The organism is Cellvibrio sp. (assembly GCF_039207905.1).
GTDB lineage: Bacteria > Pseudomonadota > Gammaproteobacteria > Pseudomonadales > Cellvibrionaceae > Cellvibrio.
Map to the genome: position 1 here is coordinate 1 of NZ_JBCECX010000020.1, position 24396 is coordinate 24396.

The following is a 24396-nucleotide window of genomic DNA, read 5'->3' on the forward strand; positions in this document are numbered from 1 at the left end:
GTATGACGATTATTGTGATGGGCTGGCGCAGTGAGTAATAAGTTGGTGAGTGAGATGCAAATGATTAAATATTTGAATGAGGGATTATTGTGATTAGCAAGTTATTGAAGCTACTTGGAAAAACACTGGCTGCACTGTTTGTGTTGATTATTGTTGTGGTATTGGCGTTTGTTGTTATTAATAGCAGTGATAAACCACCTTCGCAAACCACACTGGAATTTCAACAGGCTTATGACAACCGTAAGCCAGTGAATGCAGCGGATAATGGCTATATCTACTTGGCCGGGTTTGATGCAGCAAGCGATGAGACACCAGAAGCAGTTGGAGCAAAACGCATCAAATTCTCAATAGACTTTATAAAAGGTCTTGAGTCAAAAAATAAGGATATTTTTCGTGCTGAATATAACCCTGAAGAAGCTTTTATCAAGGAAGTAAAAACGGTATTTGATCAGTGTGCCGTAATTAATAAAGTTTGCATTGAGGAAATTAACAAAAATAATGCTCGAATTTTTGAATGGTCGCAGGCAGAAGCACTAATAGGTGAGCGCTATACAAAACTTATTACTCACTCGAGCTGGCTTGAGTTAGCGCCTATGGATATGGATTTACCCACCCCTACTTTTGGCTTAGTAATGAAGGCACAGCGCCTTGCATTTATACAGGAATTGGCTGCGTCAGGCCCGAAAAATCCAAATCGAGTTGTTGAATTGCTTGATAAAGATCTGCAATTTTGGCGAGTGGTATTGCGCGATACTGACATGCTGATTGGAAAGATGGTTGCTGCAACTGCAATAAAAAATAATTTTTTGTGGACGAATCAGTTTCTATTATCGCTTGATCAAAACGAACGATCTTCTGTAATTCCGAGTGTCGCACAAAAGACCTTCACCGATGAAGAGTTGTCATTGCGCCGCAGCCTTATCGGAGAGTGGATTTTTACCTCCAAGGCTTATGATAAGCCCGAAAAAATGCACCTTGATAAGTTCCCCGATAAGCTAGCTTCTGACCTGTTATTTAAAAAGCAAGACACTATTAATCGATCAGCAACAACATTTGCAAAGGTGATAAATGAGCAGGATATTTCTATCGCTGAATTTGAAACTACGTTTGTAGCACCGAAGGAATCCAATCTGCAAAATGACTCGAAAGAAAGTTCGCTCACTTATTTTATTAAGAATCCCTACAATCCTGTAGGAAAAATTTTATTAGCGGTGGCAGTTCCCGCTTATGACAATTACAGTGCACGCACCAAGGATTTAGAAGCATTTAGGCGTGGCTTATTGGCAAGTATTGAACATATGAACAATGTACCCGACGCGAGCACTAGCTATATTAGCCCATACAAAACCAAACCCTTTGTAATAAACCAGCAAGAACGCGCAATAACCGTAAACGGTCTCGGCAATGGTACTCATGGACAACTGATCTATTCTTATTAAATACGGATGTGTTTCACCACTACAACGGCAGCTAAACTATAACAATGAAAACACCTATTTTTAATATTCACGACTTAATCCTCGTGCTCACTGTAGCGGTGTGTGTGCTGCTAGTGATTTTCCAGTGGCTGTTGTCCAAACAGAAAGCAGTTGCATCGCAACTGCTTTCGGGGTTTTTTGTTTGTGTGGGTGCAAGTGGGCTGTGTAATTTATTGTTGTGGAATGACTACATTGGTTTGCAGAGCGACTTTTCAAAAATCCTATTATCGTTAGGGCTGGCGACGGCAGTAGTGGGTAAAAGCGTTTGCCTTTATTTATATGTAGTGGCGATTACCCGCGCAAATTTTGCATTGAAAGTAAAAGATGCATTTCATTTGCTCAATTTGGGAGTTGTTATTGGTTTGATTGCTATTGGTGGAGTAGACAGTGATCGCCTGCGGTTTTTGGCGAATAGCCATACTGAATTCTCAACGCAAATCACCAATTATTTATGGCATTACCTGAAATTTCTGCCGGTGGTGTATGCCTTTGCGGCGGCGCTGGAAATTTACCGTTACAAACAACAATTAAAAGAATTTTATTCCAGTTTGAGTTTGCAAGGTCCCTATTGGTTGCTGTTGTTAACCCTGGGCTTTGCGTTTAATTGGCTCTGGTCGTTGATTGTGCATTTGCTGGGGCAGACTGTTGGCATTAACGTCGCGGATAGTTTTGGTATTGTCGATAACTACCTGACCTTTTTATTAGTTAATGCGCTCTTTGTTTACAGCTTGTTATATGCGCACCAATTGTTAGAGACGCAGGGCAAACCTAAAGAAAAAGAAGTTGTCACTGAAACGGAAATATCACCCGATGCCATTGCCCGTATCCGCAATACCATGGAAAAGCATCAGTTATATTTGAAGCAGAATTTGAATATCGAGGATTTTGCCAAGCAGGTGGGCATTCACTATCGCGAAGTGTCGAGTATTATTAACAAACACTTTGAGACGAATTTTTTTGAATTTGTGAACGAATATCGGGTCAATAAAGCCAAGGCGATGTTGCTTGATCCGGCCTGTAGCGAGATGACGATCCTGGATATTTTATTGGAGTCCGGATTCAACAGTAAGTCGGCATTTCACCGTTTTTTTAAACGCTACACGGGGATGTCAGCGGCGGAATTCCGCAAACAGCATCCTGCAGGTAGCTTGCAAAATAACGCACAGGATAAAAGCGCTAATTAGCGATATAAGCGCATTTGCCCTTTCGTGTGCGGGACGCTCCTGTACGGGCTTGTTATAATCGCCACTTCATTCTCCACAACGGAAGAGTAGTTACGTTGGATAAATCACAACTCCCCCAATTTCACCGCAGTTTTTTGTTGCCGCGCTTTTGGCCGACCTGGTTAGCGCTGGGTTTCTTCTGGGTAATCGGGCAGCTACCGGTGGCGATGAATCAGGCAGTTGGCCGTGGCATGGGACATTTGCTTTATCGCGTTGCCAAATCGCGTAAACGCTACGCTGAAATTAATATCGCACTCTGTTTCCCCGAATTGGATGCGCAAGCCCAAGCGAAAATGGTGCATGGCGTGATTATGTCCTGCGGGCTGAGCATTGCTGAAACGGCAATGGGCCTGTGGGGCCAGCAGAATAAAATGCGCGATCGTTACAGCATTACTGGTCTTGAGCACATTGAAAAGGCGCGTGCCGAAGGCAAAGGTGTGTTGTTGTGCGGCAGCCATTTGACCACGATTGATATCAGTGGGTTGATGATGTCCTATCACATTGTGGCCGATGTACTTTATCGCGCTGACCCCAACCCGTTGATGGCGTACGCCATTATGAGCGCGCGCAGCCGCGTGAATGACAGTGCCATTCATCGCAATGACACTCGTCAATTAATCAAAAATTTACGCAAGGGAAATATTGTCTGGTATGCACCGGACCAGGATTATGGTCGCGATCAAAGTGTGTTCGCACCTTTTTTTGGAATCCAGGCCGCGACTGTAGTTGCTACATCGCGCATTGCGAAAATTTCCAAGTGCGCAGTGATTCCATTTTTTTGTTTTCGCGAACCTCATGGCCGCTACCGTTTGGAAATCCAACCGGCGCTGGAAAATTTTCCTACTGACGATGATGTTGCCGATGCAACGCGGATCAATAAAATTTTAGAAGATGCAATACGGCAGGAGCCTGACCAATATCTGTGGGTGCACCGTCGTTTTAAAACCCGTCCAATCGGCGAAGAAAGTTTATATCCACCCAAGAAAAAACGCCGCGCACGACCATCAGTCTAATGGTTGGGTTGGTGCGCAGCGCGAATAATTAATGCGAATTGCGTTTTGCGTTGCGCACCAATGCCAAAGCACCGAGCAACAACAACCATCCATAATGCACAGTACCGCCCCCACCTCCGCTGCCGGAATTATTGCTGGCGGCTTTTGAACTGGCAGCAGTTGAACTAACCGCAACGACTGAGCTTGGCGCAACACTTGATCCAACACTGCTCGCTGCAATTGAGCTTGCTGCTGCACTTGAAGGAGCAACAGAGCTTGCACTTGAGCTGCTTGCGGGTTCATCGGCTGGCGGTGTACCGGTATAACCTGTGGCATTTTCTTTGGTGAGCGCGAGCACCAGAATTCCATCTTTTACTACAGCATTTTCCGGTGCGAAATCAACGCGGTTAGAATCAAATGTCCAATTAGCTTTGCCCCAACGGCTGGTGTCGAAACTATTAAAATCATCGCGCCAACCACCTTCAAAGGTTTTGGTTGTTGCGTTGTAAGCTTTGTATTCGATGTAACTAACGAATTGATAAACCGGTAATACAGAATCGTCCCATGCGCCCACCCACGGCACTGAATCTGATGCCCAAATATTGAAACGTAAACTCTGCGGACTGGTCAGGGTGTTAAGGGTGCTGGTGCCGGTGATGCGACGTTTTTCAACACCATCGACAAACCAGGCTACGTATTCCGGCGTCCATTCCAATACATAGGTGTGATAACCCTCAGCGAGCGAAGTGCTTTCGGTGTGTGTCTCTTCAGTATGCGACGGTCCGGTGCCGTAAATAATATTGCTCTGCCATTGGGTGCCGTTATTTTTGCCGAAGATTTCGATATCAATTTCTTCCCACACTGTGCCGGCTATTTGCGAACCATCTTTGTAAGTGAAAAAAGTGGAGAGCACACCGCTCGCTTTTGCCGATTGCATACGCATTTCATAGCGGCCATAAAGATAGGCATTGTTGCTATAAATTTCGGCACCCTTGTATGCCTTGGCATGGACAAGTTGGGCAGCCAAACCCGTAGTGATCGCTAAAAATACATACAACAAACGACGCATAAGTTTTACCTCATCAACAAAAACAAAAATCAGAAAACACATTGAATAAAAAATAGCAGAATAAAAACGGGGGCGGGAATGACCCGCGCCCCCAAAGCGGAAACACCACTAGATTTTGGTCAGCTTGATCCAATCGATATTGAATCCACCGCTGTTGGCATAGATCGCCAGATTTTGCGGACCGGCCGGGAAATAAATATTGTGCTGGATTACCCAATAGGTTCCCCAATCACCGGTATTGGGAACACTGATGGTGCCGAGGCCGACGCCATTTTTATCGAGCGTAAATTGCGCCGTGTTTAACGCCGAAGCCACTTTGTATTCCACGCGATAGGTACCCGCCTGCGGGATGTTCACGTTGTGATATTTGAACCACTCGCCCGCGTCGATATAACCCACCACGCCGCCTGCAACATTCACGCTGCCGCCGACTTCGTTAAAACTTTCCGCTTCGATAAATACGCTCGGTGCCGGTGTTGAACCGCCATCAACAGGAGGTGTGCCGGTATAACCGGTTTGGCCTTCGCGGGTTAAGGCGAGCACCAGAGTGCCGTTTTTCACTACTACGTTGTTGGGTTCAAAGTCGGCCAGGTTCTCGCCGAAGGTCCAGTTGGCTTTGCTCCAGCGGTTGGTATCAAAGCTGTTGAAGTCATCGCGCCAGCCGGTGCCGAAACTGTTGGTCGCAGCCACCCAAGGCTTGTACTCGATGTAATTGACGAATTGGTAAACCGGCAGGATATTCGGGTTCCAAGCGCCCACCCACTCGGCAATATTTGCAGCCCAGAGGTTAAAGCGCAGGTCTTGCGGGCTGGTCAGGCTGGTAACGAACTGGCCGCCGTTGATGCGGCGCACTTGGGTGCCGTCTACAAACCAGGCGATGTAGCTTGGCGTCCACTCCAGCACATAAGTGTGATAACCATCGCCCAACGAGTAAGGCAGTGTGTGGACACCTTCGGTTTTGGTGGTCGGGCGATTGGTGCCGATAATGACGTTGCTCTGCCATTGGGTGGCGTTGTTCTTGCCGAAGATCTCAATATCGATCTCCTCCCAGAAAACCCCCGGTTGCTCCGACCCATTTTTGTAAGTGAAGAAAGTGGACAGCACGCCGCTGCCTTTGGCGACCTGCATACGCATTTCGTAGCGGCCGTATTTGTAGGTTTGCTTCGAATAGATTTCCGCTGCCTTGTACGGCTTGGCGATAGCGGGAGTGGTAAAACCGATTAGAGCGGCGAGTGCGAGCAGCACGCCGGTAGCGCGATTGAGTTTGAACATAGCGATTACCTTTATCATTAATTATTAGAAACGCTGTTGGAGAAAAGTGGCACCTCCGCAACCTACTTGCACAACTTACGGCCGTACCACTTGAGCTTATCTTCGCTAAAAAAAACCGTACCAGCGCACCAGTTTGCGCACTATCGCAAACTGGTGTGGTACGGCTTCCCGCATCGCCCAAAACGACCGGATTGTCATGAAATGGTCATCTCCCGTTAACCCCGCAGTAATAATCGTGTCGTATTTTTCAACCTCTTTTAAGTAACCGTGAAGATGCCGAAGGCACAAAAAGAGAGGAAAATCATGAGGTTGAACTACACCAAGAAGGCACTCGTTGTCGCTATGGCCCTGGTTGGGGCACAACAAGCGGTAGGCCAGCAAAACGCGCAACTCGACGAAATTATCGTGACCGGAACCCGGGGTGCATTGATTAATGCGCTTGAACGCCAGCGCGATTCGGACAAAGTGGCAAGCGTGGTAGATTCTGACTCCATGGGGAATTTTGCCGATATCAACGTTGCGGAATCCCTGCGTCGCGTCTCAGGCGTGATGGTAGAAAATGACCAGGGCGAAGGCCGCTATGTATCCGTGCGCGGTATGAATACTGACTTGAACGCCATGACCATCAATGGCGTGAGCACTGCATCACCGGAAAACCGTCGCGGCATCATGTTGGATGGCGTGCCGACCGACATGCTCGAATCCATGACCGTTTACAAAACCCTTACCCCGAATCTCGATGCCGATACCATCGGCGGTGCGATCGATCTGGAAACCATCAGCGCATTTAAGTTCGACGGTTTGCATGCGCGGGTAAAAGCCGAAACCTCCTACAGCGAACTGAGTAAAGACAGTTCCAATCCTAAACTGGCACTCATCGCAACCAACCGTTTCCAAATGGCCGATGGCGAATTGGGCGTGGCCCTTACCCTGAGCGACCAAACCCGCCGCATCGTCTCCAAAAATAATGAGACGGGTGGCTGGGGTGAAGAGGCGATCAATACCGATTATGAAATGCGCTACTACGACCTCGAGCGCGAGCGTCAGGGCGCGGTGTTGAATTTTGATTATCACGCCAACAGCGGCAACAAGTATTACGCGCGCTTCTTCCACAACGAGTACACCGAAACTGAAGATCGTGCCAAGTGGGAAGTACGCAAATCAATGGAAGAAGATGCGGTGGTCGAAGGTAATATCGCCACTTTTCCATTCCAGCGCGTTGATACCGAATCCCGCCCCCGTGTTGAGTTGCGCAGCATCAGTTCCGCGCAGTTTGGTGGTGAGTTCCAACTGAGCGACCGAACCACTTTGAAGGCTGAGATCTTTGGCTCGGAAGCCGAGCAGGACGATACCAACAAGTGGAATGTGGTGTACCGCAGCAAGCAATTGAACACACCGCTGACCTACGACAACAGCAATCCGCGCAAGCCAGTGCTCAATTTTGACCCAGCGCTTTATGACGCCGCGAATTACAAGCTCAACGCATTCGAAAGCGAATACGCGCTCACCCAGGATCAGGATGTTGGTATCCGTGCTGATTTAACCTTTGAGCTGAGTGACTCGACTGAAATCCAATACGGCGCCAAATACCGTGCGCGCCAGAAGGACAATGATTTTAACTTCTGCGGTTATTCACCAGTTGAAGATTCTACTTTGGCTGAGCATCCCTACGAAATCATCGGCAATTACATGAATAACCGCCATGGTCCGGCACCGACAGCAGCTGGCGCGCGCGCCCTGATCGACACCCTCGGCACCGGTGTAGTGACATTGTCCGATGGCACTAGCTGCCGAGCTCCCGGCGATAACTGGGAAATGAGCGGCGATGAAGATGCAGAATCAATCGCCGCTGACTGGTACACCGACGAAGATATTTTGTCCGGTTACCTGATGGCGACCACCAAAACCGACAAAGTGACTTACATCTACGGTGTGCGTTACGAAGAGACCAAAGCGACCTATAACGGCAAACAATTTGATGGCGAAGCCTTTGCCGGAAATGTCTCCTACGACAATGACTACGGTTTTGTAGCGCCCTCGCTCAATATCAAAATCGATTTGGCCGACGATAAATTAATGCGCGTTGGTTTATTCCGCTCACTGGTTCGCCCGGGCTTTGGCGAGTCGGCAGCCGGTGCAGAGATTGATCTGGAAGACAACGAAATCAAAGGCGGCAATCCCTTCCTCGACCCAACCACGGCCTGGAACCTGGACCTGAGTTACGAGTGGTATATCAGCCGTGAAACCTTCCTGAGCGCGGGTGTTTTCCACAAAGAAATCGACGATGCCATCCTTGCAGTAGAAGCGGCGGATATCAACTTACGCGGGCAACTGTGGGATCGTGGTGAAACCTACATTAATGCCGATGGCAGCAGCATTACCGGTTTTGAACTGGGCTTCCAAACCGCATTTGAAAACGGCTTCCTGGTATTGCTCAACTACACCTACGCCGATGGCACCACCGATTTGCCAGCAGATTCTGCCTACGGTGTACGCAGCATCCCTTACTTCAAGCAAGCGGAACACACCGGCAACGTCTCCTTTGGCTACAACAAAGGTGATTGGGATATTCGTCTCGCCGCTAACTACCGCAGTGAATATCTCGACGCTATCGGCGGCGGCGCTCTCTATGACCGCTACGCCAGCGACCACGTCCAGCTGGATTTGACCGCCAAGTATCAATTCAGCGAGAAGTTAGCCTTCAATGCCGCTGCGATTAATCTCAATGATCGCCCCGAGTACTACTACTTCGGCAACAAAAGCCGTCTGTCGCAGTACGACGAGTTCGGTGCGACTTATGAAGTGGGCGTGAGTTATACCTTTTAATCCGACTTAGTTCTCTCCTCCTTTTGTCCCCGCTTGCGGGGACTTTTTTATTTAAGGACTCCTCTTTTTAGGAACCATTATGAAAACGATTATTTCTTTGTGTGTATTGAGCCTCGCGCTCGCTGCCCAAGCCGAATCCCTACCCGCACAAAAACCCGCTCCCAAAGCGATGAATATCCTGGATTTCCCGCAACCCAAAAAAGCACCGGAAGAAATCTACGCGGTGATTGAAATTCCCGCCGGCAGCACGACCAAATATGAGTTGGATGCAGAAACCGGCTTCCTGATTGCCAACCGTTTCCAGTCAATGCCGGTGGTTTATCCAGCCAATTACGGCACCTTGCCTTCATCACTCGCAGGCGATATGGACCCGCTCGATATTCTGGTTTACACCCGTGAACCCATAGTGCCCGGCGCACTTATCAAGGTGCGTCCAATCGGTGTGCTGCGCATGCTGGACGATGGCAAGCAGGACGATAAAATCATCGCCGTCCCCACCGAGAAAGTGGACCCAACCTATGCCCACATCAAAGATCTGCGGGACTTACCGGAGATCGAGCGCGAGCGTTTGCTGGCCTTTTTTACCATCTATAAAGATCTGCCCAAAGGCCGCAAGAAAGTGAGCATCCAATCGCTTGATGATCGCAAGCAGGCGCTCGTGCTGATCAAAAACGCCTTGGCGGAATATAAGAAACAATAAACCCCATGGGATTGTAAAAGGGCTTGCCAGCATCCCGAATCAAGACCAAAATACTGTATTCATATACAGTATTTTGGTGCAACCCATGGTAGACGATGAATTCCTCGAAGACCCCGCTCCCTGGGTTGTTGCCAAACCACAAGCGCTCAAGGGGCGCGGCGCGATAAGCAATATTGCTGGCCGTTTCGAAACCCAATTGATCGAAACTGTGGATGACGGTTGGCTGCCATACAGCGCTGATACCGACATCAACCCCGCACTTACAACCAGTATTACACCGGAGCTGGCCAAGACAATTCTCACTCGCAACCAATCGCCGGATTTACCCTTCAGTGTGACGCTTAATCCCTATCGCGGTTGTGAGCATGGCTGTGTGTATTGTTTTGCGCGCCCGACCCACGCCTATCTCGGCCTATCGCCGGGGCTGGATTTTGAAACCCGCCTCTACGCCAAAACCAACGCGCCGGAATTATTGCGCCGTGAACTCGCCCATAAAAGTTATCAGCCCAGCCCCATCGCCTTTGGTATGAATACCGATGCCTATCAACCCTGCGAGCGCGATTTAAAAATCACCCGCCGCTGTCTGGAGGTTTTGCACGAATGCGATCATCCGCTCGGGATGATTACCAAGTCGACGCTGATCGAGCGGGATATAGATTTACTGACGGATATGACGGCGAAAAATCTGGTCACAGTCGCTATCACAATTACCACGCTCGACCATTCAATCGCACGAACATTAGAGCCGCGCGCCGCGTCACCTACTCGCCGGTTACAAACGATTGAAAAACTGACACAAGCGGGCATTCCGGTGCTGGTGAGTGTGGCACCGGTGATTCCGTTTGTAACCGAACAAGAATTGGAAAATGTGATGCGCGCTGCCGCTGATGCGGGAGCCGTAGCGGCGGGTTACACCGTGTTGCGTTTGCCCTGGGAAGTGAACCCGCTCTTTCAACAATGGCTCGCAACCCACTTTCCCGAGCGTGCCGAACGGGTGATGAACCGCATCCGCGATATGCGCGGCGGCAAAGATTACGACGCTAATTTTGCCACGCGCATGCGCGGTGAAGGGCTCTGGGCCGATATGATCCGCCAGCGTTTTGCCAAAGGGCTTAAACGCTATGGGCTAAATAAAAGTGGCCGCTTTGCACAAATGGACTGCAGTTTATTTCGCAAACCCCTGAGCATTCCGGCAACGAAAAAATTGGATGGGCAATTGGATATTTTTGGTTGAACCCATCACATCTGATCTCACTCCTTACCGAAGTGCAGTAACGCCTTGTAATGCAAGCTGGTACAAAGCATCGATATGATCGTTTTGGATATCCAGCAGCAACCCGGTTTAGCTATCTGAAATTAAATATGCAATTAATTGAAGTTGCCTGTGCCGCATAACTCCAAAATTAGTTGGAATAAGGTTCTACGGGTTATATAGTCGGTGCAATTTAATAAGCTGCTATAAATCTCTAGGGAACAAAGAATGAAGTCAGTATTTAAAGCCATGATTTTATTGGAACTTATTATTGGTTATGGCCCAATTTTTTATATGCTGATACTGTCCTTAATCATGAGCCCATTTATGTTGTTATCTGTTTTTACCGGAGCAACTACTTTGTTGGCACCGTTGCTTGCAACCATTCTGGGTTCTTTAGGTTGCATCGGTATGTTTCAGGTGGTAATTAAAATTTTAGACCGCGACGTTGAAATAAAGAAGCCAAAGCTTATTAAGCTTTTCCTTTTCTGCGGGCTAACAGCATTAATAATTGGTGCCGCATATATGCAAGCCTTCGAGTTTCCACAGGCTTTAATATTTTTATTGCCTGCCTTTGTTTTAGTTCACTTTGTCTATCTTTTGAAAGACCAACTGTTTAAAGAGTACTCATAACAAGCATAGCGACCTGCGCACTGCATGTACTGTACAGTTTGTAAGTCGCAATTTTTTGGCTTTGCTACGCAAAAGGAAGAATGGATTAAAAATGAATACTGAAAAGAATCGTATACAAGATGCGATAAATGAGCTTCAGAGATTTTACTGGCTAGATGGGTTAGTCGCTAAGTTATCAACGCATCATCGAAAATTTAATTTTCCACGTCCTCCTGACAGATCTTTTGGCCGAACTCCACGTGTTTTGCCGTTTATTAATCCAAATAAAATTAGCAACCTTTATGGTTACGAACAGCTTGCAATTGAGTCATATAATGAAGGCGTTGTATTTGCTCACAAATGTATTGACTGGGAATATTCCGGGCTTCTAACCGCCATTGCAAATGAGGCAAAGGGTACCTCTGAATGGAATGCATATATTGTTGAGGCGAGAGCTTCAATAAAAGAATATTTTGAATCTGGCGAAGCTTGGTCTGACTTTGAAGCTTATATGATTGAGCCAGTTCAGGAACTAATGGCACTAGAGTAAGTGCATACAAATCATTCAAGCCGATACTACGTCGTGACGCGGCTTAATTCAGGCGTTATAAAACTAAAGGAAACAGCATGAAGTACGATGATGCTTCTTGGCATTTTGGAGCAGAAAATTTCGGTAATTTGCCAGAAATTAATGGTTATACCCATACTGGAACTTTCTTGGCTTGGGCAGTAATAAATGGTTTGGCTGGAGAGATTCATACAGAAGAATGGCCAGAAGAAATAGAAAAGTTAAAGGCCAGAGAAATAACACCAGTTGAATTTTTCAGAGATAACTGTGACGGAAAATTTACTGATCAAGACCTGAATGATCTTGGCAATAAATTCGCTCAGTCATTTTTTGAAAATCGATATTTCGGAGTCTATGCAGAAGCCGCCGACCCTGAAGAGCAATTTGAAAACCCATATGAAATTCCGTGCAGCTGGGAAACATACGACAAAGTAGCACCAGAATTAGATAGAGCTTTTAGTCTTTGGAAGAATGAAAATTTATAACAAGTCGTTGCATCTGACAGTGAAATTTTCCAATTTAATGGGCATTTTTTTCGCAGTTTTAGCTTGGCTCTTCCATGGCCTTACTGCGCAAAAGTAACCCACAAACCGCCATTGTGCTAAACGTTAGGGCGCCAAATGCACGAAAATCTAAATGAATTTTCTAGGAATGTATCAATTCAATTTTTTAAGTCTTTTCCTGAATTGAAAGAATTTGCAACTGCGCTAGAAGAAAATGATGAAGGTACATTCTCAGTAAAGGTTATTCCACCTTTCAATGTGGTTGAGCATCCCTTAAGTATTGACACATTTGGTGAGGAGGTTACGGTTGCATTTGATGCGTATCACGCTCACTTTAATGAGTTCAAAGAGGAGTGCGAGTATGGCGGTGCACTAACATTCATTAAAAATATTGTATCGGAACAATATGCAGTTGTTAGTTTTTGGCGTAACGATCAATGGTGCGGCTCTTCATTGATAGAAAGTTGTAACTTTCCATCAAACAATGAAAATTATCCTTATGCCAATTTAATTAAAATAAGGTCTTGGTCAGGAAAACTTAACAAAACAATTGAGTGCATTCCAAGAGACTAACTACCTAATAATTCGCTCGAACGTAGCACCTTCGGTGCTGGAAAGGTTTTAATTGCAATTTAAGCTAGACGTTGCACATTACGCTCAACCTGAACACCACATCTCAAATATTCATCTTCGCATTAGCATTCTGATTATTTTGTTTTTCACAAAATTGGGTGATAAGGCCTCAATCATTGATCTTGATAAACGACGAAATAATATATTTATCATTTGATTCCGCCACATGTCCGCAGTGCATATAATTCCAGCCCGCAGGAAACATCACGAGATAGCCCGCCTTTGGTGAAATCTTGATGCGCTGATGAAAAAATTCGGTTTCGCCACCCTGCTTCACATCATTCAAATACAACACCATAGCCGCAACACGATTGCGCGCGTTGCGCCCCAATGAATCTGCATGCCAGCGGAAGTAGCCCTGGTTTTTTGGATACATTTGAATTTTGTATCCGGTGGCCAATAGAGGAAAGGATTTTAATACCGGGCTGCGCGCTAAATAGTCTGCCATGCAGGCTTGGATTTGCGGATGGATTTTTTGGAAGAGATTTTGCCATTCACCTTCATTGGCGATTTCCAGATCCCAGGAATTTTTGGTTTCTTGCTGATGGCTAATCCCATCGGAGCGGCCAATTTTACCGCGCCATTTGCTACTGTCCTGATCGAATAAATCAATAACAGCTTTGCATAAGTCTGCATCAAGGCCGCGATAGACAACGATAAAATCTTTATCGTGTATCACTTCAGGTGAAGAGCTGTTGCTGGTAGTGCAGGAGGATTCCATTATTGAAAATAAGTCGCTGGCAAAAGATGCAAGCAGAGTAAGACAGCGGTTGGTATCTGTCTATTAAAGTGCACTGTGCTGATACGACTAATTGCAAAATAATAAAGGATGGCTGCATTTTTGATTGCTGTAGCCATCCATCATCTTAATTAATACATTTTTTCAATCTGGTAATAGCTGTGAAGCCAGTTGCTCTTCCTGTGTTACTGAGCCCGGCGCTGGCGTTAACAACAGAACCAATGCCATTGCGATAATCGGTACATGGCCGAGCAATTCCTCCGGTCCCAATACAAATCCCGTCAGCGTGAAAATAACTGCAATCAATATCGACGCTATTCGCGGTGCAATATTAGCCACCAGCAATGAACCAAAACACAATTCGGCCATGCCTGCCCCGAATACAAAATGGGTGTTGGTAAAACTGTGCCAGCCAAAATAGTGGGGGAAATTAAACATTGGATAATCTTGCAAAAATGCCAAACCAAAACCAGGGTGCAATAACTTGTCGTGGAAGGTGAGAATAATTAATTGAATTCCCAATCCCAATTGCAAAATTGCCACTGCAAAAGCGCGATGTTCCATGCGCAACCATTTCATTTGCAAATTACCATCGGCATAACCCGAGCTGGTAAAGAACAGGGCGATGCTCAAAGCAATTAATTCCGGTGCATAATCGATAGCATTGGTAACAGGGAAAAACGCAAACAGTGCTAATGAAAAAACAAACAGCGCAATTGCAAACAATTTTACGCTTACAATCAGAAGCAAAATCAATAAAGCTTGAATGAGCACGTAGTTAAATGCACTGCCATCCGCTACAAAATTGGGCGCGATAAAATGTCCTTGCACCAAATTAGCGAGAAATAATATTCCTAAAGAAAACTTTAATAGTGCATTAATGTAATGCGATGGATTTTTCATCCAGCGTTTATTGATGGGCGCATGTAAACAGGAATGAATGCGCGGATTATGTTTGGCTTGCCACTGCATCAGGCTGGCAGCTGCGATAAATAAAAATGCACCCAGCAAGATAAATGCAAAAAGACTATCAAAAACATAGCCTGCTTTAGTAAACGCGTGATTTTCTTCTACAAACCATTTAACGTGCGCATGAGCACCAGCAGGAAAAATACCGGCTATAAGCAATAAAAATCGTTGGTATCGCATCACATTGCTCCCATTTATTCGTTATTCAATAGCAAGGAGCAGATACTATTCGCTGAAATAGAGTTTGATGAGTAAAATATTCGGGACATTAAGTTGCAGCTTTAATGCGCAAGCTGACTGTCAATTAACAAAAAGCTGTGTTAAATAGGCAACGACCAAAAGGCTAATCATAAATTGGTCGAACAATTAAAAATAAAAATGGAATTAAGCAACCCAAACCACCACTAGCGCCAACGCACCACTCTCTGGAAACAGGATTTATTGGTTCGATAATTTACGCGCCAATAATGCCAACCCTAGGCTTTTCCTCAGCAAGCAGCGGGTTCTATAGGACTCAGTAGAGCAGTACTTTTATTTTCTGCGTCAACTTTTGTTGAGGGGTCTATGGCATCCAGCGTTAACCTAAACGACATCTATGTTTTTCATGCAGTGTCTGAACTGAGCAGCATCACTGCCGCAAGCAAGCAGTTAAATAGCAGCAAACAAACCATCAGCCGCAAGCTCGCGCAATTGGAAGCCGCGCTAGGTGTGACTCTTATTTCGCGCAATAGCCGCCATTTCCAACTGACTAGCGCCGGGCAAACCTACTATCAAAATTGCTGCCAGATTATCCAGCAAATTGAATTTGCAAATGCCCAAGTGCAAGAACATCAAACGGTGATGGAAGGCCACATCAAAATAAGCCTGCCCCACGAGTGCAACAGCAAAGCCTTGTGCAATTACTTTATGACGTTTATGGAAATGCACCCTGCGATCAAATTGGATATCAGCCTGTGTGATCGCAATAGTTTTGCCGCGGGCGATGGTTTTGATCTGGCATTTCGTTTGGGAGAGCTGGAAGATTCGTCGCTAGTTGCACGACGCTTGGGTGAAATTAATTACGGCCTGGTTGCCAGCCCTTGTTATCTGAAAAAAATTAGCCCACCACAAACTGCTGATGATCTGCAGCGCCACACTTATATTATGGTCAGTAAAAGTTTGGCCAATACCGGCCGCGATTGGCCGCTACAACAATGTCGGCAATTGGTGGTAAATGAATTTATCCTTGCCAAACAATTTTCCTGCCAAGGGTTCGGGTTGGTGCATTTACCTTTGTTTATGTGCTGCGACGAATTGCAATCCGGCGAGCTATCAACTTTGCCATTGGCAGAATGCATGGAAACCAAAACACTAAGTCTGGTATTCCAGAAAGATAAATACATGCCCGGTTATGTACGCCGTTTTATCGATTATCTGGTAGATACCTGTCGCGACCGCGAGCTGTGGCTGGTTGACCACAACCAATATCTTTATCAGGCCCCACACTCCAAGCGCTGAATATCAGCGCTAATCCTTCCAGTTGTTGCCCTCGTAAAAGCACTTGGCTAAGTGTAGTAACAGCTTGTAATGCAAACTAGCCCAAATGTAGCTATGATCTTTTGAACACGTTTCTTGTTTGCATAACCACATTAACTTAAAAAAACTGCCGTACAGCATTAATTTACTATTACGGTCTTATAAGGTTTTAAATGATTACATTCGCTAATCCCCAAAAAAAGAAAATGGATATCGGCTGGGAATATATTGAGCTTACAGAATCTGGAAATTGGGAAACGTTTCCTGAGTTTGCTGAAGCTTACGTGGTGCAGCTAGAGGCAAAAATTGTTAAACGCAACTCAGCTGTTGATATACATATCTGGGAAATTGAATATGAGGGAGGTGGCTTTAAACCTTGTGTATGATGATTTTCCGAACGGTGTATCAATTGAACCAAAAAGTAAAAAAGGCCAAATTGCTATAGAAAAGCTGTGGCGGCTTGCTTCAATGCAAAGTAAGCCAGATGGTTTATAGCATTTTATAAACGGATAAGGGTTACCAGTTTGATAATGGATGTCGAATCCAATTAACAAAAAGGTAACCCTTTTACATATCAATATATCGGCTGGTATTAGGCCAATAGTTCTTTTCGAACAATTTCTGCGCCTGCACTTAACGCATCCAGCTTGCCTCTTGCTACTTGGCGAGATAAAGGCGTCATGCCACAGTTGGTGCAAGGATAGAGTTTGTCGGCATCTACAAATTGAAGTGCTTTTCTTAAGGTGTTCGCAACTTCCTCGGGGGTTTCAATGGTATTGCTTGCCACATCAATAGCGCCCACCATCACTTTTTTACCGCGGATCAACTCCAGCAATTCCATTGGAACATGAGAGTTGTGACATTCCAGTGAGATTATATCGATATTGGATTTTTGCAGCTTGGGGAAAATTTCTTCATATTGTCTCCACTCGGAGCCCAAGGTTTTTTTCCAATCGGTATTGGCTTTGATGCCATAGCCGTAGCAAATATGAACGGCAGTTTCGCACTTAAGCCCTTCAATTGCTTTTTCTAAGGTAGCAATACCCCAGTCATTTACCTCATCAAAAAACACATTAAATGCAGGTTCATCAAATTGGATAATATCCACACCGGCAGCTTCTAATTCTTTCGCTTCCTGATTAAGAATTTTGGCAAATTCCCAAGCCAGTTTTTCACGGCTTTTATAATGGGCATCATAAAGCGTATCGATCATCGTCATAGGGCCAGGCAGAGCCCACTTAATTGGCTGCTTGGTTTGCTGACGTAAAAACTTGGCATCTTCAACAAAAACTGGTTTGGTACGTGACACAGGACCAACGACTGTGGGTACGCTAGCATCGTAGCGATCACGAATTCTAACAGTCTCACGTTTTTCAAAGTCAACACCGTTGAGGTGTTCAATAAACGTAGTCACAAAGTGTTGGCGCGACTGCTCGCCATCGCCAACAATATCAATGCCTGCTTGTTCTTGTTCGTGCAATGACAAACGCAAAGCATCTTGTTTGCCGTCAATTAATTCCTGATCTTGCAGTTTCCAAGGTGACCAAAGTGTCTCAGGCTGTGCCAGCCAGGAGGGTTTTGGCAAACTGCCTGCAGTTGAAGTAGGTAATAGCTTTTTCATAATCGATAATCTTGATTTTAATAAAGGGGATTTTCTAAATGAAAGATCTTGTCTAAATAAATGGTCTTGTATAAATGATCGTAATTACGCGCTTTAATTAAAGCGCGTAATTAGCAGACCATTGCTCAAGAATAGTTTGGTATGGTTTGATAAATTGCTCTTCAGCAAACTTACCCTGCTCAATCGCCAAGCGACTACGCTCTTCCCGATCATAAACAATGCGAGTTAATGAATAATCCTGGTGCTTCAAACTTGGCTGATAGGATTTACCCGCAGCAGAGTTCGCATTGTAAATCTCAGGGCGATAAATCTTTTGGAAAGTATCCATGGTGCTGATAGTGCTGATAAGCTCAAGATTAGTGTAATCAACCAGCAAATCGCCAGAAAAATAAAAAGCCAAAGGCGCAACACTATTCGCAGGCATGAAATAGCGAACTTGTAAGCCCATTTTTCTGAAATATTCATCAGTTAAAGAATATTCATCTTGTTGGTATTCAACACCCAATACCGGATGCTGATTTTCAGTTCGATGATAGGTCTTACTGCTCGAAACACTTAAGCATATAACGGGTAGCTTATTAAAATGTTCTTTGTAAGTGCTGGAGTTCACGAAGCTCTTAAATAGCTTCCCATGCAGATCGCCAAAATTATCCGGAGTTTTAAATTCAGACTGATCCTTATTGTGCCCCAGCAACAGAACACTAAAGTCATAATCGCGCACGTAGGAGGAAAAATTATTCCCTACAATACCTTCAATGCGCTCGCCAGTTTTGTGATCAACAATATTCGTTTTCAATATTTCAATCAAAGGAAGAGCATCACCACTCTTTTCAGTGGCAACATCCATCTCAACAGAAATGATTTCAAGTTCAAGTGAATAACGATCGCCTTTGGGGTTATCCCAATGCGCCAGGGCATTGAAACGATTGTCAATCATCCGCAGCGTGTTGCGCAAATTCTCCTGACGGCTCTCGCCTCTGGCCAAATTGGCAAAGTTGGTAGTGATGCGCGTATTGTCTGCAGGACGATAATTTTCATCGAAACGAATGCTTTTAATCGCAAATGTGAAATCTGTATTCATGGTGATCTTGTAACCTGATTGCTGAGATAAAACCCGAATTTGTGCCGTGCTCTGAGCCTTCCAGTTTTCTGGACTGCTTAGTACCTAATTGGTCTAGCTGATGGCAGGAGTACTTTATACTTGAATCGGAGCATGAATAAAAATGATCTTATTTCACAAAAACATGAGTTAAATTCATGTTTTTGTGAAATATCAGGCTTTGGGATGGGACTTTCCACCGATATTGGGGGAACGAAGGTTTATGAAGCTGTGAATTAGATATTCCACAGCTCCCGATTAAGTTGATATTTATGCTGGATTTGAGTACCTACTGAGGTGCTTGTTTCGCCTTCTCATACTCTTGAGTCATGATTCTCAGTGTCATTGCACCAATTTGACCATCCGGAGTAAGGCCGTGCTCTTGCTGAAACGTTTGTGTGGCTTGTCTAAATTCAGGAGTGTAAAAATCTTCAACTTGTCCGGTGTAATAGCCCAATGCTTTAAGCATTTCCTGAACATCTCTGGCCGTTTTGAATTTCGTTGGTACTTGGGCGACAGACATAATTTGGGGGATTGATTCCGGAACTGCCTCTCTGGATTTTGCGTACTCTCGTACTCCTTTTTTTATTTCGGGATCTTGTATTAGATTGGTTTCAATTAGCAATCTTAGTGATTCAAGCCGCTGCGACGGATCGCCAGATTCCAGGGCTTTCAGGACAAGATCGGAATTGAATTTCTGCTTTGCTAGTTGAACTTGTGACCAACCAGTTACCGCAGCTCCACCCAGCGCACCTGCTAGTGCGAAAACACTTGCAACAATTGTCCCTCTTATAGCGTCTGTCATTTTCACTCCTTTAGCTCTGAGAGCTGCGTTGATATATTCCCGCCTACAATGAAACCTATGTTGATCTGTTTTACAAAAAATCATTTATTTGATGATTGTTAAACTAAGCCTTGCAGTAGGCTCAGTTGTTAGCAGGTATCACTTCAATTTTCACCTCAATAACGCCTGCCGATACACTTGCTATGCTGCTGAATGCAGATTTTGAAAGATCCAGAATTCGGCCTTTAATAAAGGGGCCGCGATCATTAACTTTTACAACAACGGTTTTCCCATTCGCCAAATTAGTGACCTTGAGTTTTGTTCCAAAAGGTAATTTCTTGTGGGCTGCTGTACTCAGTTTATGATCGTAAATTTCTCCGCTGGCGGTTTTCTTCGCTTGATGTAGGTTTGCATAGAACGAGGCTTTACCTGTTTCTACATAACCAGGTTGACTCACACTACTTGTTCCTGTGGGCTTGGTTGAAGGAGTTTTATGTTGAGCTGAGCTACAGCCCCACATAACAGCAGAGATAAGTATTACAACTAGTGCCTTTAAAGCGAATCTCATGTTATTCCCTCGTTTATTGTCTACTTTTCAACGGCGCGTTTTGGAAGCTTATCACTAAAGTCTATTCTGTGGTTGTGTACAAGTTTTTACGCGTTTTAGTTGGAATATAACAGCAGCGTTTATATGAATTTATTATTCGTTTGAGGCGCTCGCGTTGTGTGCGATAGACCTCTTAGGAAATATGTTTTCAACCGCCTGTTCAGGGCATCAGCAAAATCAGTAGAGTGGGTTATTGCCTGACACTGAGTCCGGTTAATGACGCAACTTTTCTCAGAAATTTTCCAGGAGGGATCATGGGACTTTTAGCACTTGCCTTATTTTCTGTGTTTGCAATCTGGCTGCTTTCATCTCCAACGTCGGAGAAGTAAAAGCTTTTGCGACACGTGTTTTCAATGCGATGAAAGCATCCAGATTGGTTGTAGAGCACTGCATTAGCAGCGCATTAATCCAACCTCTCCTCAATCACTTTTTTCGGCTCTGGATTTGGGAATTTTTTGCGATCCTCATCGGTCGCTTTGTCGTAGCATTCGCCAGCGATATTCATCGCACCGCGCCGCGATTGGGTTTCCAATTGTTGGTAGCCGTTGCGGCAGTAACCGGTGTCTTCCAACTTGGCGAGCAAACCTTCTTCGGTGAGATGTTTTAGTCGTCCGTCATCATGATCGTCATCTGCGCGATCAAAATCTCCGGGGCCGCCGGGGCGTTTACCGTCTGGGCCTCCCGGCGGTGGACCGCCTTTACCACCACCTCTGCCTCCGGGTCCTCCTTGCGGTCGGCCACCTCGGTCGGGCATTTCCATAATCAGGGTATAGCTGAATTGTTTGCTGCCATCAACCTGGATCAGGGTGATGATGGAGTCGGTAGTTTTGGGCTGTTTTGGTTCCTGGCTGGCGCAGGCGAACAAGCTGAGGGCGACGGGGATTAAAAAGAAACGAGTGATAGTCACTGCAAACTCCGTGGATTTATTCAATATTCAGGGGCTCTGACCATTGCCGGATCATTTGATTCCAACCGGAAGTTGTTTGCACAATCTTTGAATTATTTGTGTGCTTGAATGGCGCGCGCTCCAGCATCAAAAACCAGCGATTAATTTCCCCAGTGTCGCCATAGCTGCATCCATTCCCGCGTTCCAATTGCAGCCGTAGTTTAGGCGGATGCAATGTTGGTAGCGGCGGGTGGCAGAAAAAATTGGGCCGGGGGCGACACTAATGCCTTGCGCGAGCGCCATGGAAAACAATTGCAAACTATCCACTTGCGGCGGCAATTCTACCCACAAAAAATAACCGCCATCAGGACGGGTGACTTTCGTATTTTTGGGAAAATATTTTGCAATTGCGTTCAACATTAATTGCTGTTGATGTTCAAGGGTATCGCGCAATTTGCGTAGATGGCGATCATAACCGCCGTGTTGTAAATAATCGGCGATAGCAACTTGCGCGGGCACCGAGGGCGAAATGGTGGTCATTAATTTCAGGCGATGGATTTGTTCGGTGTAGCGCCCCGCAGAAACCCAGCCTACCCTGTAACCGGGCGCGAGATTTTTGGAAAAAGAGCCGCAGTGCATTACCAATCCACCGCGGTCAAAAAATTTCACCGGCTTGGGTGGCGTAGCATCAAAATACAATTCGGCGTAGACATCATCTTCAATTAAGGGAACCTGATGTTGCTGTAGTAATTCGTAGAGCGATTGTTTTTTTTCATCGCTCATGGACGCGCCGAGTGGATTGTGAAAACTACTCATAAACCAGCAGGCTTTAATTGGCAAACGTTGCAAGCTGTCCGCCAAAGTAGGCAAGTGAATTCCGTCGCGCGGATGCACCGGAATTTCCACTGCTTTTAATTGCAAGCGTTCAAGGATTTGCAATGCGGCGTAAAACGTGGGTGATTCAATCGCTACCAAGTCGCCCGGTTTGGTGACAACTTGCAAACATAAATTCAATGCTTCCAATGCGCCGTTGGTGATAACTAATTCGTCGGGTGAATTCATTACGCCATTCACCATGTAACGCAATGCAATCTGGCGGCGCAAGTTGGGGTTGCCGTAAGTCATATCGGCAAGAATCGCGCGCGCGGGTAATTGCTGGATACTTTTGCCCATTGAGCGGGCAAGGCGCGAGAGGGGAAATAAATCCGGACTGGGAAATGCGGAGCCCATCGGAATAATGTCCGGATCTTTAATTGAGCCTAATACTGAAAATACCAGTTCGCTGACATCTACATCGGTACTGTCAGCAATCGCTGCGCTCATTTCCGGTTCGGCGAGTGCGTGTTTTGCTTGCGCGCGCACGAAGTAACCTGAGCGCGCGCGTGCTTGAATCAGGCCGCGGCTTTCCAATAAATAATAGGCTTGGAAAACCGTAGCCTGGCTTACGCCGTAGGTGCGGCTTGCAGTGCGCACCGAGGGGACTTTTTCATTCGCCGCCAGCACACCGGTGCGAATGAGTTGCGCGATTTCGTCGGCGAACTTTTCATAAAGTTTCATAAGGTGTTATAAATTTTCCTTGTGACTTTTAATTAAATAACACCTTAATAAATTACCAGGCATTAAAACGCCGGATAAATAAAGTTGGCATCTACACGCACTGATGAACCTGGCTGGGCGTGATTCACCAGCACAAAATCAAAGTGCGTCATGCCGGATGTTTCGCTGCCTTGTTTCATAGTGACGCTGATCGGCATATCAAACACTTCACCCGGTTTTAATATTATCTCGTGGGTGCGAGTCAGGGTTAAACGCGGGTCTTTATCGATCATCAATTCGTAGCGCGCAGGCACCTGGGTTTTGTTGGTGATTTTTAAACGGTACACGTTCATCACATTGCCTTCGCTGGTTTTGCGATACATCACGGTGCGATCTTTTACTACGCTCATATCGACCAGTTCGCGCGCATCCAATGCAAACCAGAGCGAGCCGATCATAATCACCAGCGCCGCGCTGTAAGCCCACAAACGTGGACGCGCAATGCGCACCGGTTCGCCCGCGAGTGCGGCTTCTGAAGTATAACTGACGAGGCCTTTGGCATAGCCCATTTTATCCATCACATCATCGCAGGCGTCGATGCAGGCGGCGCAGCCGATGCAATCCATTTGCAAACCATCGCGGATATCAATTCCAGTCGGACAAACTTGCACGCACATATAGCAGTCGATGCAATCGCCCAAGCCAAGCGCTTTGGGATCTTCGTGTTTTTTGCGTGCGCCGCGTGAATCACCGCGCGCACTGTCGTAGGCGATCACTAAGGTATCGCGATCAAACATCACGCTTTGGAAGCGCGCGTAGGGGCACATGTGTACGCACACTTTTTCGCGCACCCAACCGGCGTTAACGTAAGTGAGACCGGCGACAATAAATACCCAGGCGGCGCTGGTGGTGAACCATTCCAGTTGCAGCAAGTTGGCAGTCAGTTCGCGCACCGGAATAAAGTAGCCGACAAAGGCGATGCCGGTGGCAAGGCTCATCGCCAACCACAGGCCGTGTTTGCTGGTGCGCTTGGCGATTTTGGATAAATTATTCGGCGCGGCATTTAATTTGATGCGCTGGTTGCGATCGCCCTCGGTGATATTTTCGACCCACATAAACGCCCAGGTCCACACGCTTTGTGGGCAGGTGTAGCCACACCAAATGCGCCCGGCAACCATGGTCACAGCGAACAATAAAAATACGCCGATCAGCATAAACAGTGAGAGCAGCAAGAAATCCTGCGGCCAGAAGGTGGTGCCGAAGACGTGGAATTGGCGGGTGTTCAGATCCCATAACACGGCTTGGTGGCCATTCCAATTCAGCCATGAAGTGCCGAAAAACATCAGCGCTAACAGACCCGCTGCGCCACGGCGCCAATTGCGGAAGCGGCCGCTGAAGCTGCGAGTGAAAATTTTGCCGTCGACCTTGGCGGCGGCTTTGGGAGAGTGCAAGTTTTTGGTGGGAATTAACAGAGGGTTGCTGGTGTTGCTCATGGTGATGTCTCATCCGCAG

Annotated in this window: 23 protein-coding genes; 12 read left to right on the forward strand and 11 right to left on the reverse strand. The window is 46.1% G+C overall.

Annotated elements, in window-relative coordinates:
* Positions 1-89 precede the first annotated feature (89 nt).
* The 3 genes from AAGC78_RS13165 (at position 90) to lpxL (ending at position 3714) form a co-directional block, all read left to right on the forward strand.
* On the forward strand, positions 90-1439 hold the full coding sequence (locus tag AAGC78_RS13165) for a hypothetical protein (RefSeq protein WP_435784549.1): 1350 nt from the start codon (positions 90-92) through the stop codon (positions 1437-1439).
* 44 nt (positions 1440-1483) lie between these two features.
* On the forward strand, positions 1484-2662 hold the full coding sequence (locus tag AAGC78_RS13170) for a helix-turn-helix domain-containing protein (protein ID WP_435784550.1): 1179 nt from the start codon (positions 1484-1486) through the stop codon (positions 2660-2662).
* Between the two features lie 95 nt (positions 2663-2757).
* Positions 2758-3714: an LpxL/LpxP family Kdo(2)-lipid IV(A) lauroyl/palmitoleoyl acyltransferase gene (gene lpxL, locus AAGC78_RS13175; RefSeq protein WP_435784551.1), complete on the forward strand. Its 957-nt coding sequence runs from the start codon at positions 2758-2760 to the stop codon at positions 3712-3714.
* Positions 3715-3742: 28 nt separating this feature from the next.
* On the opposite strand, the gene AAGC78_RS13180 is transcribed toward lpxL, so the two are convergent.
* On the reverse strand, positions 3743-4762 hold the full coding sequence (locus AAGC78_RS13180) for a family 16 glycosylhydrolase (protein WP_435784552.1): 1020 nt from the start codon (positions 4760-4762) through the stop codon (positions 3743-3745).
* Positions 4763-4870: 108 nt separating this feature from the next.
* Complete coding sequence (locus tag AAGC78_RS13185; protein ID WP_435784553.1) at positions 4871-6034, reverse strand: family 16 glycosylhydrolase; 1164 nt, start codon at positions 6032-6034, stop codon at positions 4871-4873.
* Positions 6035-6337: 303 nt separating this feature from the next.
* Here AAGC78_RS13185 and AAGC78_RS13190 point away from each other — a divergent pair, with 303 nt between their 5' ends.
* The 7 genes from AAGC78_RS13190 to AAGC78_RS13220 all read left to right on the forward strand — a co-directional run bounded on the left by AAGC78_RS13190 (position 6338) and on the right by AAGC78_RS13220 (position 13068).
* Positions 6338-8860: a TonB-dependent receptor gene (locus tag AAGC78_RS13190; protein WP_435784554.1), complete on the forward strand. Its 2523-nt coding sequence runs from the start codon at positions 6338-6340 to the stop codon at positions 8858-8860.
* A 79-nt stretch (positions 8861-8939) separates the two neighbouring features.
* Positions 8940-9560, forward strand: a complete 621-nt coding sequence (locus AAGC78_RS13195) for an inorganic diphosphatase (RefSeq protein WP_435784555.1) — start codon at positions 8940-8942, stop codon at positions 9558-9560.
* Positions 9561-9645: 85 nt separating this feature from the next.
* The gene (locus tag AAGC78_RS13200) at positions 9646-10794 is read left to right on the forward strand and encodes a PA0069 family radical SAM protein (RefSeq protein WP_435784556.1); all 1149 of its coding nucleotides are present in this window, start codon (positions 9646-9648) and stop codon (positions 10792-10794) included.
* Between the two features lie 246 nt (positions 10795-11040).
* Positions 11041-11445 carry a hypothetical protein gene (locus AAGC78_RS13205; protein ID WP_435784557.1) on the forward strand — a complete coding sequence of 135 codons (405 nt, stop codon included), beginning with the start codon at positions 11041-11043 and terminating at the stop codon, positions 11443-11445.
* Between the two features lie 91 nt (positions 11446-11536).
* Positions 11537-11974, forward strand: coding sequence for a hypothetical protein (locus AAGC78_RS13210; protein ID WP_435784558.1), 438 nt, complete (start codon positions 11537-11539; stop codon positions 11972-11974).
* Between the two features lie 77 nt (positions 11975-12051).
* Complete coding sequence (locus tag AAGC78_RS13215; RefSeq protein WP_435784559.1) at positions 12052-12477, forward strand: hypothetical protein; 426 nt, start codon at positions 12052-12054, stop codon at positions 12475-12477.
* Between the two features lie 135 nt (positions 12478-12612).
* A complete protein-coding gene (locus tag AAGC78_RS13220) occupies positions 12613-13068 on the forward strand; it encodes a hypothetical protein (protein ID WP_435784560.1) in 456 nt (151 codons plus the stop codon).
* A 169-nt stretch (positions 13069-13237) separates the two neighbouring features.
* On the opposite strand, the gene AAGC78_RS13225 is transcribed toward AAGC78_RS13220, so the two are convergent.
* On the reverse strand, positions 13238-13849 hold the full coding sequence (locus AAGC78_RS13225; RefSeq protein WP_435784561.1) for a 2OG-Fe(II) oxygenase: 612 nt from the start codon (positions 13847-13849) through the stop codon (positions 13238-13240).
* A 162-nt stretch (positions 13850-14011) separates the two neighbouring features.
* A complete protein-coding gene (locus tag AAGC78_RS13230) occupies positions 14012-15016 on the reverse strand; it encodes a hypothetical protein (protein WP_435784562.1) in 1005 nt (334 codons plus the stop codon).
* 384 nt (positions 15017-15400) lie between these two features.
* On the opposite strand from AAGC78_RS13230, the gene AAGC78_RS13235 reads away from it, so the two are divergent.
* Together AAGC78_RS13235 and AAGC78_RS13240 are read left to right on the forward strand one after the other, a co-directional pair.
* Positions 15401-16333 (forward strand): LysR family transcriptional regulator, encoded by a 933-nt coding sequence (locus AAGC78_RS13235; RefSeq protein WP_435784563.1) that lies wholly within the window; start codon positions 15401-15403, stop codon positions 16331-16333.
* Between the two features lie 191 nt (positions 16334-16524).
* Positions 16525-16737 (forward strand): DUF3630 family protein, encoded by a 213-nt coding sequence (locus AAGC78_RS13240; protein WP_435784564.1) that lies wholly within the window; start codon positions 16525-16527, stop codon positions 16735-16737.
* Between the two features lie 206 nt (positions 16738-16943).
* Here AAGC78_RS13240 and AAGC78_RS13245 read toward each other — a convergent pair whose 3' ends face one another.
* The 7 genes from AAGC78_RS13245 to ccoG all read right to left on the reverse strand — a co-directional run bounded on the left by AAGC78_RS13245 (position 16944) and on the right by ccoG (position 24377).
* A complete protein-coding gene (locus AAGC78_RS13245) occupies positions 16944-17972 on the reverse strand; it encodes a methionine synthase (protein ID WP_435784565.1) in 1029 nt (342 codons plus the stop codon).
* 97 nt (positions 17973-18069) lie between these two features.
* Positions 18070-19053 carry a DUF1852 domain-containing protein gene (locus AAGC78_RS13250; protein ID WP_435784566.1) on the reverse strand — a complete coding sequence of 328 codons (984 nt, stop codon included), beginning with the start codon at positions 19051-19053 and terminating at the stop codon, positions 18070-18072.
* Between the two features lie 307 nt (positions 19054-19360).
* Complete coding sequence (locus AAGC78_RS13255) at positions 19361-19876, reverse strand: peptidoglycan-binding domain-containing protein (RefSeq protein WP_435784567.1); 516 nt, start codon at positions 19874-19876, stop codon at positions 19361-19363.
* A gap of 121 nt (positions 19877-19997) precedes the next feature.
* A complete protein-coding gene (locus tag AAGC78_RS13260; RefSeq protein WP_435784568.1) occupies positions 19998-20423 on the reverse strand; it encodes a septal ring lytic transglycosylase RlpA family protein in 426 nt (141 codons plus the stop codon).
* Positions 20424-20865: 442 nt separating this feature from the next.
* Positions 20866-21369, reverse strand: a complete 504-nt coding sequence (locus AAGC78_RS13265; RefSeq protein ID WP_435784569.1) for a hypothetical protein — start codon at positions 21367-21369, stop codon at positions 20866-20868.
* A 126-nt stretch (positions 21370-21495) separates the two neighbouring features.
* The gene (gene mapR, locus AAGC78_RS13270; protein WP_435784570.1) at positions 21496-22905 is read right to left on the reverse strand and encodes a GntR family transcriptional regulator MpaR; all 1410 of its coding nucleotides are present in this window, start codon (positions 22903-22905) and stop codon (positions 21496-21498) included.
* 62 nt (positions 22906-22967) lie between these two features.
* Positions 22968-24377: a cytochrome c oxidase accessory protein CcoG gene (gene ccoG, locus AAGC78_RS13275; RefSeq protein ID WP_435784571.1), complete on the reverse strand. Its 1410-nt coding sequence runs from the start codon at positions 24375-24377 to the stop codon at positions 22968-22970.
* Between the last annotated feature and the right edge of the window lie 19 nt (positions 24378-24396).